This window comes from Nocardiopsis sp. FIRDI 009, from assembly GCF_003386285.1.
Taxonomy (GTDB): Bacteria; Actinomycetota; Actinomycetes; order Streptosporangiales; family Streptosporangiaceae; genus Nocardiopsis.
Window position 1 is genome coordinate 86442 of record NZ_QPNC01000012.1, and the last position, 15788, is coordinate 102229.

General features: G+C 72.7%; 11 protein-coding genes. 3 read left to right on the forward strand and 8 right to left on the reverse strand.

Annotated features, from left to right (window positions below; translation table 11 throughout):
- Nucleotides 1-15: 15 nt before the first annotated feature.
- From DVR05_RS10795 to DVR05_RS10810, 4 genes are read right to left on the reverse strand one after another with little or no spacing between them, the layout of a single operon-like run.
- Complete coding sequence (locus DVR05_RS10795; RefSeq protein WP_116245715.1) at nt 16-804, reverse strand: DUF1295 domain-containing protein; 789 nt, start codon at nt 802-804, stop codon at nt 16-18.
- On the reverse strand, nt 801-2051 hold the full coding sequence (locus tag DVR05_RS10800; protein ID WP_116245716.1) for a cyclopropane-fatty-acyl-phospholipid synthase family protein: 1251 nt from the start codon (nt 2049-2051) through the stop codon (nt 801-803). The genes DVR05_RS10795 and DVR05_RS10800 overlap by 4 nt, the downstream gene beginning before the upstream one ends.
- Nucleotides 2048-2821 (reverse strand): DUF1365 domain-containing protein, encoded by a 774-nt coding sequence (locus tag DVR05_RS10805; protein ID WP_232832076.1) that lies wholly within the window; start codon nt 2819-2821, stop codon nt 2048-2050. The genes DVR05_RS10800 and DVR05_RS10805 overlap by 4 nt, the downstream gene beginning before the upstream one ends.
- Entirely contained in the window at nt 2818-4098 is a 1281-nt protein-coding gene (locus DVR05_RS10810; RefSeq protein ID WP_116245718.1) for an NAD(P)/FAD-dependent oxidoreductase, read from the reverse strand. The genes DVR05_RS10805 and DVR05_RS10810 overlap by 4 nt, the downstream gene beginning before the upstream one ends.
- A gap of 873 nt (nt 4099-4971) precedes the next feature.
- On the opposite strand from DVR05_RS10810, the gene DVR05_RS27005 reads away from it, so the two are divergent.
- On the forward strand, nt 4972-5286 hold the full coding sequence (locus DVR05_RS27005) for a barstar family protein (protein ID WP_198659130.1): 315 nt from the start codon (nt 4972-4974) through the stop codon (nt 5284-5286).
- A gap of 114 nt (nt 5287-5400) precedes the next feature.
- On the opposite strand, the gene DVR05_RS10820 is transcribed toward DVR05_RS27005, so the two are convergent.
- From DVR05_RS10820 to DVR05_RS10830, 3 genes are all read right to left on the reverse strand, one after another.
- Nucleotides 5401-7590, reverse strand: a complete 2190-nt coding sequence (locus tag DVR05_RS10820) for a hypothetical protein (protein ID WP_116245719.1) — start codon at nt 7588-7590, stop codon at nt 5401-5403.
- A gap of 90 nt (nt 7591-7680) precedes the next feature.
- A complete protein-coding gene (locus tag DVR05_RS10825) occupies nt 7681-10176 on the reverse strand; it encodes a hypothetical protein (RefSeq protein ID WP_116245720.1) in 2496 nt (831 codons plus the stop codon).
- A gap of 256 nt (nt 10177-10432) precedes the next feature.
- Nucleotides 10433-10951, reverse strand: coding sequence for a hypothetical protein (locus DVR05_RS10830; RefSeq protein WP_116245721.1), 519 nt, complete (start codon nt 10949-10951; stop codon nt 10433-10435).
- 70 nt (nt 10952-11021) lie between these two features.
- Between DVR05_RS10830 and DVR05_RS10835 the strand changes: the two genes are divergently transcribed.
- Together DVR05_RS10835 and DVR05_RS10840 are read left to right on the forward strand one after the other, a co-directional pair.
- On the forward strand, nt 11022-11519 hold the full coding sequence (locus tag DVR05_RS10835; protein ID WP_116245722.1) for an SMI1/KNR4 family protein: 498 nt from the start codon (nt 11022-11024) through the stop codon (nt 11517-11519).
- Between the two features lie 120 nt (nt 11520-11639).
- Nucleotides 11640-12896, forward strand: a complete 1257-nt coding sequence (locus tag DVR05_RS10840) for an ROK family transcriptional regulator (RefSeq protein ID WP_116245723.1) — start codon at nt 11640-11642, stop codon at nt 12894-12896.
- A gap of 2 nt (nt 12897-12898) precedes the next feature.
- Here the strand turns inward: DVR05_RS10840 and DVR05_RS10845 are convergent, their stop codons facing one another.
- Entirely contained in the window at nt 12899-15694 is a 2796-nt protein-coding gene (locus tag DVR05_RS10845; RefSeq protein ID WP_116245724.1) for a glycoside hydrolase family 3 protein, read from the reverse strand.
- Nucleotides 15695-15788: the final 94 nt, after the last annotated feature.

Below are 15788 nucleotides of genomic sequence, written 5' to 3' on the forward strand. Positions count from 1 at the left end.
GCCGGGGCCCGGCGGTCACCCCCGCCGGGGCGGCCGGGGCAGGAACGCGCTGGTGCGGTCGGCGTAGTCGGCCCACCCGGGCCGATCCGACATGTACTCGTCCAGCAGGCGCTGGCCCGATCCGCGGGTGAGCAGGTAGGTCATCACCGCGAGGGAGGGCAGCGTCAGCAGCACCCACCAGGAGCCGCAGGCGACCAGGAACAGCCCCCACCACACGCAGGCGTCCCCGAAGTAGTTGGGGTGGCGGGTCCACGCCCACAGCCCCCGGTCCATGATCCGACCCCGGTTGGCCGGATCGGCCTTGAAGCGGCGCAGCTGGGCGTCACCGACCGCCTCGAAGCCGAACCCGAACAGCCACAGGGCCGCCCCGGCGAACGCGACCGGGCCGAGCTGCGACGACACGTGCGCGGACACCTGGACCGGAAGGGAGATCAGCCAGATCAGCCCGCCCTGGAGCAGGTACACCATCCGCAGGGCGTAGGCGTCGCGGCTTCCCGGCGCACGGGACAGGAGGCGGTCGTAGCGGGGGTCCTCCCCGTGGCCGAGGGCGCGCGTACCGATGTGGACGGCGAGCCGGACGCCCCACACTGCCGTGAGGGCGAACAGCAGCCAGGCGCGGGCGGGGTCGGCGGTGGCCAGCGCGGCGCTGATCCCCGCGACCACGACGAAGCCGATCCCCCACGCCACGTCGATGACGCTGTGCCGCCCCACCCTCCTGCCGACGGCGAAGGCGACCAGGACCAGGGCCAGCAGGGCGACCGCGGCGGCGGCCAGGTTCGCGCCGAGGGCGGCCACGGCCGTCACCCCCTCCGCTCCATGACGAACTGCTCCACGTCGATCATCCCCGCCCGGAAGCCCGCCTCGCAGTAGGAGAGGTAGAAGGTCCACATGCGGCGGAAGACGTCGTCGAAACCGAGGGCGGCGACCCGGTCCGCCGCGCCCCCGAAGGACTCGCGCCACAGGCGCAGGGTGTCGGCGTAGTGGCCGCCGAACGCCGTCCGGTCGACGATCTCCAGTTCGGTGCGCTCCTTCAGCTCCCGCTCGATCACCGTCGCCGAGGGGATCAGCCCGCCCGGGAAGACGTACTTGTGCATCCAGGTGTAGGAGCCGCGCGAGGCGCGCATCATGGCGTGCCCCATGGTGATGCTCTGGAGTCCGACCCGCCCGCCGGGGCGCGTCAGGCGGCCGAGCGCGGTGAAGTAGACGGGCCAGTAGAGGTCGCCGACGGCCTCGATCATCTCCACGCTGACCACCGCGTCGTAGTCGCCGGTGACGTCCCGGTAGTCGCACAGGTCCACGGTGACCAGGTCGGACAGACCGGCGGCGGCGACGCGTTCGCGGGCCAGGTCGCGCTGTTCGGCCGAGAGCGTGACCGAGGTGACGCGCGCGCCGCGGCGGGCCGCGCGCAGGGCGAGTTCGCCCCACCCGGTGCCGATCTCCAGCAGCTCCGTGCCGGACGTGACCCCGGCCCCGTCCAGGAGGCGGTCGATCTTGCGTCCCTGGGCCCCGGCGAGCGTGGCGCGGGTGCGCGGCTCGTCGGGGGCGAACAGGGCGCTGGAGTAGGTCATGGTCGGGTCGAGGAAGGTGGCGAACAGGTCGTTCGACAGGTCGTAGTGGTGGCTGACGTGCCGTCTGGCTCCGCTGCGCGTGTTGCGCTCCGAGGCCGGTCTCCGGGGAAGCGCGATGTGCCGGAGCGGTTGGAGCGGGCGCGGCACGAGGTCCTCGTAGACGCGCGCGAGCGCGGTGAGCAGCCCGACCAGGTCGGGGGAGTCCCATTCGCCCGCCATGTAGGACTCGCCGAGGCCGATGAGCCCGCCGGCGGCCAGTCGGCGGTGGAAGGCGTCCGGGGCGCGCAGGAGGAGGACGGGGGCCTCGCCGGGACCGGTGGGCTCGCCGTCGCCGACCCGCACGTGGACGCCGAACCGCTCGGCCACCCGTCTGGTCAGGAGGCGGGCCAGGCGGGCGCGCGCCCCGGCCGCGGGGACCCTGGCCACGTCGGGCCAGCGCCGGGCGTCCACGGTGGGGGTCTGCGGTGTGTCGATCGTGTTCATCGTGTGCGGCCTGCCTGTTCGTGGGGTGCTTCGTGGGGTGCGTGGTCGTCGGACACGCGGGGCTCGCGGGGCTGGATCGGGAGACCTCGGAGGTAGAGGCCGATCCCCTGGGCCCTGATCCGCAGCGCGTCGGTCAGGGGCGCGACGGGGTGGCGCAGGGCCAGCCGCGCCAGCGTCGCGGCGGTCGCGGGCCGGTGCGCGCCGTGGACGGAGGCGGTGAAGGGGGGCCGCCCCTCGCGGTGCAGGGCGACGGTGAGGGCGAGCCGCCGCCCCGGGGGCGGGAGGCTGAGGCGGTAGCGGCCCTCGACCCGGTTGAAGGGGGAGACGTGGAAGACCTTGTCCGCCTCCGCGCGGCCCCGTGCGTCGGTCTCCAGGAGGTAGCGGTGGCGCTCTCCGTAGGTGTTGTGGACCTCGGCGACCACGCACCGGAGGGAACCGTCGCGGCCGTGGCACCAGTGGACGGTGAGCGGGTTGAAGACGTGGCCGAGCACCCGCGCGTGGGCGAGCATCAGGACCCGGCCGCCGTCCAGGTCGACGCCGTGTCCGGCGAGGAAGGCGTCGAGGTCGGCGCGGAGCGTGGGCGCGGTGCCGGTGCCGTGGTCGGCGGCGCGGAAGTCGCACCACAGCCGCAGGGGCCACCGCGGCCGGGGAAGGTCGTCGAGGTCGACGAGCCAGTAGTAGGTGCCGTACGCGAAGGCGTTGCGCACCGGATCGGCGCGTACGTGGCGGACGGTGGCCCGGTACAGCGCCGGGACCGGGACCGTGCTCACCAGCGCACCCCCAGGCTCGCGGCCGCCAGGACGCCCGACCGGCACCCGTCCTCGTGGAACCCCCACCCGTGGTGGGCGCCCGCGAAGGCCACCAGGCCGTCGTTCAGCTCGCCCAGTCGGCGCTGCGCGGCGACGGACTCCGGAGTGTAGACGGGGTGGGCGTAGTCCATCTCGGCGAGGACGGCGTCGGGCTTGACCGCGCCGTCGTCGTTGAGCGTGACGAGGTACTGCTCCCCGCCGTCCAGGCGCTGAAGCCGGTTCATGTGGTAGCTGACGCGCGCCGGGTCCTCGTCGGGGTCGCACGAGGCCAGCCGGTGGTTCCAGCTCGACCAGGTTCCGCGGTCGCGCGGGAGCACGGAGGTGTCGGTGTGCAGCAGGGTGCGGTTGCGGGAGTAGCGGAAGGCGCCGAGCACCTCGCGCTCGGCGCGGGTCGGCTCCTCCAACAGCTCCAGGGCCTGGTCGGCGTGGGTGGCGACGACCGCCGCGTCGTAGTGCTCCTCCTGGTCGTCCACCCGCAGGCGGACCCCGCTGCGGGTCCGCGCCAGGGAGGTGACCCGTGCCCCGGTGCGGACGCTGTGCAGGTTCTTCGCCACCCGCTCGACGTAGACGCGTGAGCCTCCCGCGACCGTGCGCCACTCGGGCGAGCCCCACACGCTGAGCATGCCGTGGTTGGCGAGGAAGGCGAAGAGGTAGCGGGCGGGGTAGTCCAGCGCGGTGCCCGACGGGCACGACCAGACCGCCGACACCAGCGGCAGCAGGAAGTGGGCGACGAAGTGGGGGCGGAAGCGGTGGGCGCGGACGAAGTCGCCGAGGGTGGGCTCCCGGAGGCCGACGCGGTGCCGCACGCCCAGGACGCGCCGGGCGGCGCGGTGGAAGCGGGGGATCTCGGTGAGCATGTGCGCGAAGGCGGGGCCGCGCCCGGACCGGCCGGGCAGCAGGGCGAGCGGACCGCGCGCGCCCGCGTACTCCAGGCCGCAGCCGTCGCAGCTGACCGACATGCTCATCTCGGTGGCCCGGGTGGGCACGCCGAGTTCGTCGAACAGACGCAGCAGCCGGGGGTAGGTGCGTCGGTTGTGCACGATGAAGCCGCTGTCGACCCAGGTCCCCGGGGCGGGGCCGACCCGGTGCGTGTGCGCGTGCCCGCCCAGGCGGTCGTCCGCCTCCAGCAGCGTGACCCGGAAGTCGTGGCGCAGCACGTGCGCCGCCGTCAGCCCGGCGACGCCCGCGCCGATGACCGCGACCCGTCTGCGGACGGATGTGTTCTGGTCGGTGACCATGCGTCCTCTCCGCTCGTCCTCTCATGGGGTGTGGGGGATTCGGAGCGGACACCGTGGCCGGATTGCCCGGGGAACGGTCACGGAGCGGAGGGAAGGCCGGAGGCGGGGGTGTCCGCGGGGGCGGTCGTGGCGAGGAGCGAGCCCCGGGACGCCCTCGAACGCACGCCCCACCGCTGGCGTGCCGGACCGGTCCGGCATGATTCCCGTCGTGCACGGGAACGGGGAACGCCGCCGACACGGGCGGTACACGCTGACGGAGACGGAGCACGGCCACGTCTGGGGCGTGTGCGCGGAGGTGGACGGGCTGTTCGGGGACCCCGGGCGCGGGACGTACGAACTGTTCGGCTGGGTTCCGGAGGGCGCTGGGGCGCGCGGCTGGGTCGGTACCCGGGTGTGGCTGGTGCCGGAGGACGAGGCGCTCGGCCCCTGGCCGCTGGAGGACGTGGAGAGCCTCGGGCCGCACCCCGGGACGGACGGTCTCGTGCTCACCGGCCTGGACGACCACGAGGGGCCGCCCGAGGGGTACCGGGGCGCCGTCCGGGTGCACGACCAGCGCCGGTGGCTGGGCTCCTGCCGGGAGTTCGCCCGCGTCCTGCCGCCCGAGCGGGCGGCGTCCCCGCTCGTCCTGCGGGGACTCGATCCGAGCGATCGGTTGCGGGCGGCGTTGGCGCAGGGCACCCGGCGGGCGCTGGACCTGGAGGAGGCCGCCCTGGAGGTACGGGACGACCTGGGCGAGCCGCTCACCGAACGGCTGCTGTGGACCCGGGTCCGCGACTGGTGGCCGCACGCCCACGGGAGTGGACTGATCGACCTGGCGCTCGTCGGGGCGTCGTTCGCCCCCGTTCCCGAGCACGCCCGTCCTCTCTGGGAGCGGTGGTTCGCCGGGCCGCCGGACGTGCCCGGGGACTCGACGGCCGGTACGTCACCGACGAACCGGGGCTCCACCTGGCGCTCGGCGAGGCGGTGGACGGGCCCGGGGGTTACTTCGGCGGCTGCCTGGACGCCCTCGACGACTGTCTGCGCGGCGCCTTCGGCCACACCGCCCCCGCGACCCTGCTCTGGCGGGACTCAGCGACCGCGCGCGAGCACCTGTCCCGGGTCCTGGCACCGGACGGTAGGCCCTACGACCTGTTCGCCGAGGTGCTCGACGTGCTGGCCGAGGGCGGCACGCGCGTCACCCTCGCCTGATCCTCAGCGCGGCCATCCCTGCCGTCCAGGGCGTTCAGGGCGGCGCCGCCGCGATCGGAGCCCACGGGAGCGCCCTCCTCCCACCCGGAGATCCGGCGCACGCCCCGGAACGCGTCATTCCCCGAACTCCCGCGGTCCACCGGGAGGGAACCCCCGCGATTCGGGGGGAAGGGGTGGAAGGAGTTCCATCGGCAGTCTCCAGAACCTCTCCAGCCAGGTAGGCCCCCGATCACGCCGAGGGGGCGTCCCGAGCTCCCGCGACGCCCCACCGTCACCCGACGCCCCCTCGTTCCACACGTCCGCGGTGATCCTTTCCGGGCGCTCGTGGAGGAGGTCGATGAGGGCGCTCCGGTACAGGGTGGGCGGGGCCGTCGTCTTCGACGCGAGATCCGTGCGTGTCCTCTCGTAGAGGTCGCCGAGGAACTCGAACTCGTCCATCCCCAGGAGCAGCAGCGTCGACATCGCCCCCGCCAGCCCCTCCGCCTGTCGGCGCACCGCGGCGACGCCACTCGCCACCTCGACCGCGGCGGTGCCCGCGGCCTCCGCCGTGGCCATCCCGGGCTGTTCGAAGGCCCGCACGGCGGCGCCGACGAACGAGGAACCGGCACCAACCGCGATCTGCACCGGGGTCAACGTCACGTGCAGACCGCCCTTCGCGACCATCAGCAGCCCGACGGCGACCTTGGACAGCGCGCGGTGGACCTCAAGCCGCCTCTGCAGCATGTCCGTGCCCTGGACGTAGTCGGTGGCCCGGAAGTGCCTGAGCAGGCTGTCGCAGTACTTCCACGCCTCGCCGACGGTCAGTGAGGGGTCGCTCTCCCATTCCTTCTCCTTCACGGGCTTGGGCTTGGCCGGTTTCCCCCGCCGGTCGGCGATCGACTCCGCCGCCAGATGGGCCCGCACGTAGCGTTGGAGGCGGGACATGGCTTTGAGGGCCGGTTTCAGTTCCCGGATCTCGGCGGCGCCGAGCATCGAGCGCAGCTCGTGCACGGGCAGGGCACGCAGGCCCTCCCTGATATAGGTGAGGGCCTTTCTGGACACGAGGTCGGAGCGGATGGTCGCGTCGACGGATCCGCCCGTGGCGCGCAGGAGACGGGGGTTGAGCAGATCCGTCTTCCTGACCTCGGTCGTGCCCACGAGATGGTCGATGGCGAGGTTCCCCCTCAGCGGGTGCGGACCGTTGGGGGACCGGAGCATCCATTTCGGTCCGAGTGCCCTGTCCAGTTCCCGGGTCAGAACCGAGGCGTGGACGGTGGAGAGCAGGTCCCTTCGGCGTTCGAGGTCGGCGTCCACCGTGTCGTCGATGAAGGACCCCCAGCGTTCCCGGTCACGCGGGAACAGTTGCTCCCGGTGCTCTTCGAGGAAGTCCGAGTACTTCCTCGCGGCTTCGACCGAGGCTTTGACCTCCTTGCCCAGACCGAGCCGGTCCACCACCGGTTTGTCGCCCAGTCGGTCCCTCGCGCCCGCCTCCAGGACCGTTCCCAGGGAGGTCGGGTTCCCCAGTTCGACGAACTCGTGCAGCGGGGCCTGCTGTTTCTCCGTGCTGCCCAGTCCGTCCTTGACGTAGGCGGTGACGATCCGGTCCGGGTCGTACCGACCGGAGAGGGCCATCCCCGCCCGGCTGAGCAGACGGCCGAGGAGCACGGCCCCGTGCTCCAGCTGGCCGTCCGTCTCCAGCCACGCCACGTGGGGGAGGGAGACGACGCAGCACGACCCCCGCCCGTCCTTGGCGTGTTCGGGGCTCAGCGCCGCGATCCGGGCCTCCCGGGTGTCCGGACCACCGTCGCAGACGAGGACACGCACCTGGCCGGGACCGGCGTGCCAGCCCCCGGGAAACCCCTCCCTCGTGAAGTACTGTCCCCCGGCACCGCCCGCCCGGTCGAGCCGGCCGAGCCCGTCGAAGAAGTCACCGATGCCGAGCGGGGGGTTCTGCGGGTCGAAGTTGCCCGGAATGGGGACGAGCCCTCCGACCGCCTCCCTCAGGTTCCTGCCCGACGGCAGAGTCCCCAACGTGTCGAGCATGGTCTCGGTGTACCGGGTGAAGTCCCTGATCCGCGGCGGCGTCCTGGCGAGTTTGCGCTGCCGGGCATCGATACGGCGTTGACGGCTCGCCTCGTCCTCACCCGCGGGCCGCTCCGGACGCTGCGGATCCGGTATGCCCAGACGGTCGACCACGGACCTGAAGGAACTCGGTGTGACGGCGATTCCGGGGGCCAGCATCCGGGCGTGCTCGACCCCGCCGCCCGGCAGTGTGATGCGGACCTCCTCATGGCGCCGTCCGCCTTCTTCCGGGTTCTGCGTCACCTGGCTCCCCGCCCCTCGACCGGCCCACCCCCGCGGTGGGGGCGAACGCGTGGTTCTCCTGCCTCCGTCGGCACGTCCGGTGCCCTCACCTCACTCCTCGGCGAACGGGCTGTGGAAGAAGTAGTGCCTGGTCCCACTGCTCGCGTAAGCGACGACGGGGTACCGGAGTTCCACCGGGAAATCGGCGTAGGGGGTCGGAGACGGATTCCCGATCTGGCCGGTGTCCTCTTCGCGCAGGACGCCCTCCCACTCCGTGGCGGGGATCGCGACCAGGCTCTCGTCCGAGAAGAAGACGAGGTGGTCCTCGATCCCCTCCAGCTCGCCGAGACGGCCGACCGAGCGGAGGGGACCCGCCAGGAGGGTCTCCATCTCCGCGTACGCCCGTGCCAGCGATGGCTCGGACACCTCGAAATCGGCGAGCTGGGGCTGGTCCGGGGTGATCCGGACCGTGGCGAGGGCGAAGGACCTGTGGTTCCGGTTCCCCAACAGGACGAAGAACTCGTCTTCGTTCGCGGTCAGCGTCGTCCCGAAGGAGAGACCCTCCAGACCCGGAGGCATCGGACAGACGTGGGACTCGGGGAGCACGGAGGCACCGAGGTGGGCGGCGTCGATCAGTCGGTAGCCGCCGCGCCAGGCGAGCAGCTGGGGATCGGCCATCGCTCCCGCGGCTTCCACACCGCCGGGCGTCTGGGGAAGAACCGCGTCCGGAATCTCCGGAAGACCCAGGTCCAGGACACTGACCAGGTCGGTCGATCCGGTCTCCGTGTCGTGGACCGTGCACGTCCCCGCGTCGTAGTCCTTGGGGGAGATCCACACCTGGTACGGCGCGTCGGGGGCGTGGTGCTCGACGAAGACGGCGCGCTTGCCCGGCAGCCATTCGTACGACCACTCGTCACGCAGGTGGGAGCAGTGCACCTCGAACCCGTCCGGGTAGTGGATCATGCGCTCCTCGGGGACGGAGATCTCCACGCTCGCGGTGCCGGAGTCGATCATCCGCACGCCGACGGGTGACAGGTCGCGGTACTGGAACCGGGTGCGCCGCTGGGCGGGAGCGGGCGGCGGCAGGGGAGGGTTGAACAGCTCACGGGCGAGCTGCTCGGGGGGAAGCCGGTCTCCGCGCACGAGCTCCTTCGGCATCCTGCGCTCCTCCAGGGAGTTGAGCAGCTCCTCGACCGCCTCCTCCACCTCCTTGACGACGGCTTGGCGGAGCGTGGCCACGTCCGGCTTGATCAACAGCGGATCGACGCCGCCGCCGTAGTCGTTGGAGCCCAGGACGTAGACCCGGCCGGTGTCCCAGTCCACCACGTAGGTCTGCATGAAGATCTGCGGAATGAGCCGTTTTTGGACCTCCACCTCCTTGGGCATGTAGTGCATGGGGATCCCGAGCCCGGTGAGCGAACCCAGTGTGTCCGCGAGCGACTCCCCCGTCTTGGACATGATCCTCTGGTGCTCCACGAGGTCGTAGTCGATCGTCGCCATCGTGGAGAAGGCGGAGTAGCGGGCGGGCTCGACCTCGGACCTGAGGCTGAACACGGCCTCGAACCTCGGGGTGAACGCGGAACGGGCGATGTCGGTGTCCGCGGCCTTCTCGTCGTTGCGGCGGAACACCTGCCACCCCACATTGGGGGTGTGCCGCCGGGTGCGGCCCCCCGTGCTCACCAGGTCGTAGTCCCTGATCGTCCAGGACGTCCCCGTCGTGTAGCTGTAGCTGAGTCCGCCGGTGGCGGTGTTCCCGAAGAAGCCCAGGTTGAGGCCGAGACTCGTGGACGTCGTCATCTGTTTGTCTCGGTTGGTGCTGGTGGGCGAGAAGTCCACCAGCACCCAGTCGGACGACTTCTGCGCGACCCCCGCCGCGCCGTCGCCTCGGCCGTCGTGGTCAGAACCGCGCGGATCGATCTGCTCGATCGAGAGTGCGTAGCCCCTGAAGATGGCACCGGTGTCCACGATCTCGGTCTGGTGTTCCAACCGGTCCATGATGCTGTCGGCGTACGGCGTGATGGACCTGCTGTCTCCACCCCGGAACAGAGCGTTGTTGACCACCGTTCCGTCGGTGCTGACGCGGATGGCCCGACCGCGACGCCGCGTGTTCAGCGAGGCGGCCTCCTCGAAGAGTTCGATCACCAGGGACTGCTGGTACCACCGGAACGGCCCGGGGTTGAAGCTGGTGGCGCGCCTGGTGCTGTAGCGCTGGTTCCGCGCCGCCGTGCTCGGCGCGTTGGCCGCCTGGTGGTGGGTGACGCTCTGCCAGAACTCCTTCAGGCGCTGTTCCTCCGCGGCCGCCCTGTCCTTCTCCTCCTGCGTCTGCTCGCCCTCGATCACCTTTTTCTGCTCATCGATCTTCTGTTTCTCCTTCTCCTTTTTCTCCTCCTCCTTCCTGCGCTGCTCCTCAGCTTCCTTCTGCCGCTCACCGGACTCGAACTGCTTCCAGTTGTACCCCATACGGGTGATCGATTTCCGGAGGCGCGCGATGAGGGACTTCTTGTAAAGACCGTCGGGCAGTTGCTCGGCCTTCTGCAGCTGGTCCTTCAGCTTCTCGATCTGCGAGTTGTACGACTCCGATATGTGCTCAGACCACTCTGACCGCATCAGACTGAAGCCCTTCCGTGGATGACGGTTCGGGCGCCAGAGTAGTTCGATCCTCCAGCCGGTTCCACGAATCGTTATGCGTGTCCCGCATCGAGGCCGTGGAAATCGACTTTCATCGCTTCTCTTATTCCCTTATTTGCGGGCGTGGGACGCTACGTCTCGACCGGTATCGAACTGTCGGTGAGGTGTTCCGTCCCCTCGGCACGGCGGGTGACCGGCTGGCGGGCGGCCCCGCCACCCGGTCACCCGATGCCGCTCACCGGGACGCGCCCTCGATGACGTCCTCCGACCACGTGGTGAGGCGGTCGGACACGTCCCCCTCGCCGTCGAGGACGTGCCAGGCGAACACGTCGCGCTCGTGCGCCAGGATCTCGGCCTCCCAGACGCAGGGGGCCAGACCCGCGCGCGCCGGCCGGAGCAGTTCGGGGCGTCCGGCCGGGCCGGTGAAGATCGCCAGGTCGGACATGTGGCCCTCGATCCAGGTGTGGACGAGGACGTAGTCGCCGTCGCCGCCCGCGTGCGCGATGACGACGGCCAGTCCGAGGGAGCCCCGGGACTCGCCGAGGGACAGGTGGCCCTCCGCGATCCGCAGCGCCTCGTCCTCGTCCCCCTCCGTCACGGTGCGCCCGGGCGCCTCCAGGGCGTAGGCCTTGACCAGGTGGCCGCTGATCTCGTGGGTGCCCAGGAAGCGCATGGTGCGTTCGTGGTGGTCCTCGGAGAGGGCGAGGAGGGCCTTGGTGTCGACTGCTTCGGGAAGGTCCGCGTGTTCGCTCATTCCGTCATTATGGTGACCCGCGCCGACCGCCCCTCCGCGGGATGTCCGTACGGGGCGGTAGCTTTCGGCCATGACCGACCTCTCCTTCCCCCCGATGCTGGCCGACCTCGCCCGGATCGCGGCCACCGACCCGCCCGAGTTCGAGGTGTACGAGCAGTTCGAGCACCCCGACGAGACCGCGTGGTGGTTCCGCCAGTGGACCGGAAACCAGGAGGCCGACGGGGGCGAGTTCCGCTTCTTCGGGATGGAGGGCGCGGGCGGCTACGTCGGCCTGTGGCTGGCCCGGGAGGGACGGCCCCTGACGGAGCAGCCCGTGGTGTTCCTCGGGTCGGAGGGGCAGACCGCGGTGATGGCCGCGGACCTGGCGTCCTTCCTGTGGCTGCTGGCGCAGGGGATCGGACCGTGGGAGGCCGTCGACGGCGGCGAGCCCGAGGGCGTCGATCCCGGCGCGGTGGCGATCGCCGAGCGGCACGCCCCGGACTCGCGGCGGCCGTGGCAGGAGATCCTCCGGCTGGCCCGGGAGGAGTTCCCCGACTTCGAGGGGTACATCGACGAGCAGTGCCGCTGAGCGGTACCCTCCCCGGTCCGCCGGCGTCCCGTCCTCCCGCCGCTCCCAGGCCGTCGGGCGGCCCGGCCGTCACTGTACGATCCCGGCGAGGGAACGCGCGGTGGACGACGGGGGAACCAGGTGGCGGTCGGCGGGGAAACGGTGAGCTTCCAGGCGGTCCGGGAGACCAACCTCGGCGTCGTGCTGCGCACGGTCCGCGCGCTCGCGCCCTGTTCGCGGTCGGCGGTCGCCTCGGCCACGGGCCTCAACAAGACCACCGTCTCCAGCCTGGTCGCCGACCTGATGGCGCGCGGGCTCGTCCGCGAGACCGGTGAGACCGCCCAGCCCAGGGTGGGCCGGCCCGGGGTGCTGCTCGCCCTGGACGACACCTCCGTCGCCGCGGTCGGCCTGGAGGTCAACGTCGACTACCTGTCCGTGATCGCCGTGGACCTGCTGACGCGGGAGCTGCTCAGCGAACACATCCCCTTCGACGCCCGTTCGGCCGGGGCCGAGGCGTGTGCCCGACGTGTCGCCGAAGCCCTCCGACGGACCCTGGGGCGCCCGGCGCTCCAAGAACGCACCGTCGTGGGGATCGGGATCGCCGTCCCCGGACTGATCGACACCGAGACCGGGACGGTCACCCGCGCGCCCAACCTGGACTGGTCCGGTGTGCCCCTGCGCGAACGCGTCCTGGCGCTGCTGCGTGCGGCCGGGGCGGACGACGTCCCGGTGCACGTGGACAACGACGCCAATCTGGGCGCGCTCGCCGAGTACCGGGTCGGCTCCTTCGCCCGGACGCCCGACCTGGTGTACGTCACCGGGGAGGTCGGCATCGGGGCGGGCGTCCTGAGCGGCGGCGAACTGCTGCGGGGCGCGAACGGGTTCGCCGGTGAGATCGGCCACGTGTCGGTGGCGCCGGAGGGGCCGGAGTGCTCGTGCGGACGCGGCGGCTGCCTGGAGGCGCTCGCCGGGATCGAGGCGATCGTCCGCGCCTGCGTACCGGACCTGGTCCCGGCCGCCGCCCTCTCCGGCACCGACGTGGCCGAGCTGGTCGAGGCGACCGTGGAACGGGCCTCGTCGGGGGACGCCACGGCCGTGTCGGCCCTGGAGACGGCGGGCACGTGGCTGGGCCGCGGGTTGGCGGCCCTCGTCAACATCACCAACCCGCGGCGGGTGGTCCTGGGCGGCTACTTCGTCCCGCTGGGTCCGTGGCTCCTCCCGAGCTGCCGGACGGCGGCACGCGAGGGCGTGTTCGCGCCGGACACGGGCGGCTGCGGCATCGAACTCTCCGACCTGGGCCTGAGCGCGGCCGCCAGGGGCGGAGCCGCCGCGATGATCCACGCGCTCGACGCCGGGAGGCTCCCCCTCCCGACGCCGCGCACCACCGCGACGAGCTGACGTCAGCGTCGGACGAAGCCCACCGACGCGACGGCGGCGCCCTCCGCCAGGACCAGATAGAGGTCGCGGACCCCGTCCGCGCCGTCCGTGTCCGCCCGTACCTCGGTGAAGTCGAACGGGTCCGCGGCGGCGGGCACGGCGACCTCCGCGACCACCGCCCCCTCGCGCGGGTCGTCCAGCCGCAGGCGGATCCGCGTCCCCGCCGCGGCGTTCACCACCAGACGGCACTCCGCCGCCCCCGTGCCCAGGTCCACGTCCCGGAAGGCCACCCACGCCGCGTCCCCCACCGCGCGCACCGCGTCCCCCCGTTCCCGGGTGACCGGGCACAGCTGGACGCGGTGCGCCGCGTCGTACCCGTCCGCCGACCACGGCCCGGTGAAGGCGTCGCGCGGCGGGATCGGCTCCCCGGGCACGTCCAGCGCGGTGGTGGCGCGGATGTCCTGCGCCGAGCGCCCGACCAGGACCTCGCGCGGGGCCTCCTCCACGACGAACCGGTCCCGGGTGGTGTCCCACAGCGCCAGTCGGTCGACGTCGAAGGCCACCTCCGCCACCGCGCTCCCGCCCGGCGGCACCGACAGCCGGGCGAACCCGCGCAGGGCCCGCAGCGGCACCCGCACGCGGGACGACAGCTGGCGGGTGTAGACCTGCACGACCTCCTCGGCCGTCCGCGCGCCGGTGTTGGTGACGGCGGTCCGGACGGTGACCCGGCCGCCGTCGACCGTGACCTCCGGGTCCCCGTACTCCACGGTCGTGTAGCCGAGCCCGTGCCCGAAGGGGTACAGCGGCTCGCCGCCGAAGTAGAGGTAGGTGCCCTCCGCGCCGATGATGTCGTAGTCGAGCAGGTCGGGCAGGTCGTCGGCGGAGCGGTACCAGGTCTGGGTGAGCCGTCCGGCGGGTTCGGCGTCCCCGAACAGGACGTCGGCCAGCGCGTGCCCGTACTCCTGCCCTCCGTGCGCGGACCACAGGATCGCGGGAACGTGGGTGTCGGCCCACGTGACGCCGAAGGGGTACCCGCTGCTGAGCACCAGGACCGTGGCCGGGTTGGCCTCGCGCACCGCACGCAGCACGCGCTCCTGGGCGGCGGGCAGCTCCAGGTCGGCGCGGTCCTCGGTCTCGCGCCCGTTGACCATGGGGTGGTCGCCCGCCACGACGACGGCGACGTCGGCCGTGGCGGCCACCCGCGCGGCCTCGCGGGCGCCCGAGCCGAGCCCGTGGACGGTGAACGGGGTGCCCGGACCGGGGTCGGCGGCCAGACGGAGGAGCGAGGTCGCGCCGTCGACCACGACGTGGCGGCCGGTGTGGATCTGGACCAGGTGGTGACCCCCCTGCGCCGCCTCCTCCAGGCGGAAGGTCTGGCGGACCTCCCACGTGCCGGGGCCGGGGGCGGTGCAGACCAGTGTGCCGTCCGGCCCCTCGTCGACGTACCGGCCCGTCCGAGCCGAGCGGAGGGCGTGCGCCCCACCGCCCCAGTCGAGGAGGTCGAACTCCGTCCCGGGTGCTCCGCCGGCCGCCGCGCGGAGCGGTCCCCCGTCGTCGGGGGCGACGAGGACGCCGCGGCCCGGGGCCGCCACGGTGACCCGGTCGGCGCCCTCGTGGAAGACGGTCTCGACGCGCGCGGCGATCCCCTGGTACGCGGTGACCGCGTACGGCAGGGTCCCGCTGTACCAGTCCTCCAGGACGGTGTCCCCCAACTGCCCGATGACGGCGACCCGGCGGACGTCGGTCAGCGGCAGGAGCCCTTCGTTGCGCAGCAGGGTCAGGGAACGCGTGGCCGCCTCCCTGGCCAGGGCACGGTGCTCCGGGGTGTCGATCCGGTCCGTCTCGGTGGGGGGCGGCTCGGGGTCGAACTCGCCCAGCCGGGTCCGCACGGACAGCACGGACCGCACCGCCCGGTCGACGTCGGCCTCGGTGAGCAGCCCGCGGGCGAGGGCCTCCCGCACGTGGCCGACGGTGGCCTCGGGTCGGTCGTCGTCCTGGGTGAAGCTGTCCAGCCCGGCGCGGATCGCGTGCGCGTAGGCGGTCGGCAGGTCGGGGTGGAAGCGCTGGAGCTCGACCAGGTTCGCCGGGGCGTAGGCGTCGCTGACCACGAGGATCGGCTCCGGCGCGGCCTCGCGCAGCACCTCGCCGACCAGCGGGCTCAGATGGGCGGGACGGCCGTTGACCAGGTTGTAGGAGGGCATGACGGCCACGGCCGCGCCGTCGCGCAGGGCGGGCAGGAACGCGGGCAGCTCGTACTCGCGCAGGACCCGCGGCGGCAGGTCGCTGGAGGTCGTGCAGCGGTCGGTCTCGTTGTTGTAGCCGAGGAAGTGCTTGAGCGTGGGGGCCGTTCGCAGCCGGGGGCCGTCCCCGGCCAGCCCCCGGGCGTAGGCGGTGGCGAGGACGCCGGTGAGCCAGGGGTCCTCGGAGTAGCCCTCCTCGTTGCGGCCCCACCGGGGGTCGCGCAGCGGGTTGACCACCGGCGCCCAGACGTTGCGCCCCGCGCCCTCGGGGTCGCGGGCGTGGAGGGTGAGGACCTCGGCGGCGGTCGCCTCGCCGACCCGGCGGAGCAGGTCGGCGTCCCAGGTGGCGGCGAGCCCGACGGCCTGCGGGAACACGGTGGCCGGGCCCAGCCAGGCCACACCGTGCAGGGCCTCGGTCCCGGTGCGGAACGGGCCGAGGCCCAGGCGTTCGACGGGCGGCTGGTGCTGGTGCAGGAGCGTGACCTTCTCCTCCAGCGTGAGCCGTCCGATCAGGTCGTCGACGCGCCGCCCGAGGGGGAGCGAGGGGTCGCGGTGGGGCGGGGTCTGCGGGTGGGTCATGGGGGGTGTCCGTCTCTCGTCAGGGGAGGGCGACGCTCCGTGGCGGTCGAAATCGAATCGCTTCGACTTCACCGTCGCGGGGGCCTTGTGTGCC

What these genes read in the sequence shown, in the direction of transcription:
- DVR05_RS10845 (WP_116245724.1), bottom strand. Translation starts at nt 15,694, where the DNA reads ATGACCCACCCGCAGACCCCGCCCCACCGCGACCCCTCGCTCCCCCTC.
- DVR05_RS10800 (WP_116245716.1), bottom strand. Translation starts at nt 2,051, where the DNA reads ATGAACACGATCGACACACCGCAGACCCCCACCGTGGACGCCCGGCGC.
- DVR05_RS10825 (WP_116245720.1), bottom strand. Translation starts at nt 10,176, where the DNA reads ATGCGGTCAGAGTGGTCTGAGCACATATCGGAGTCGTACAACTCGCAG.
- DVR05_RS10830 (WP_116245721.1), bottom strand. Translation starts at nt 10,951, where the DNA reads ATGAGCGAACACGCGGACCTTCCCGAAGCAGTCGACACCAAGGCCCTC.
- DVR05_RS10810 (WP_116245718.1), bottom strand. Translation starts at nt 4,098, where the DNA reads ATGGTCACCGACCAGAACACATCCGTCCGCAGACGGGTCGCGGTCATC.
- DVR05_RS10835 (WP_116245722.1), top strand. Translation starts at nt 11,022, where the DNA reads ATGACCGACCTCTCCTTCCCCCCGATGCTGGCCGACCTCGCCCGGATC.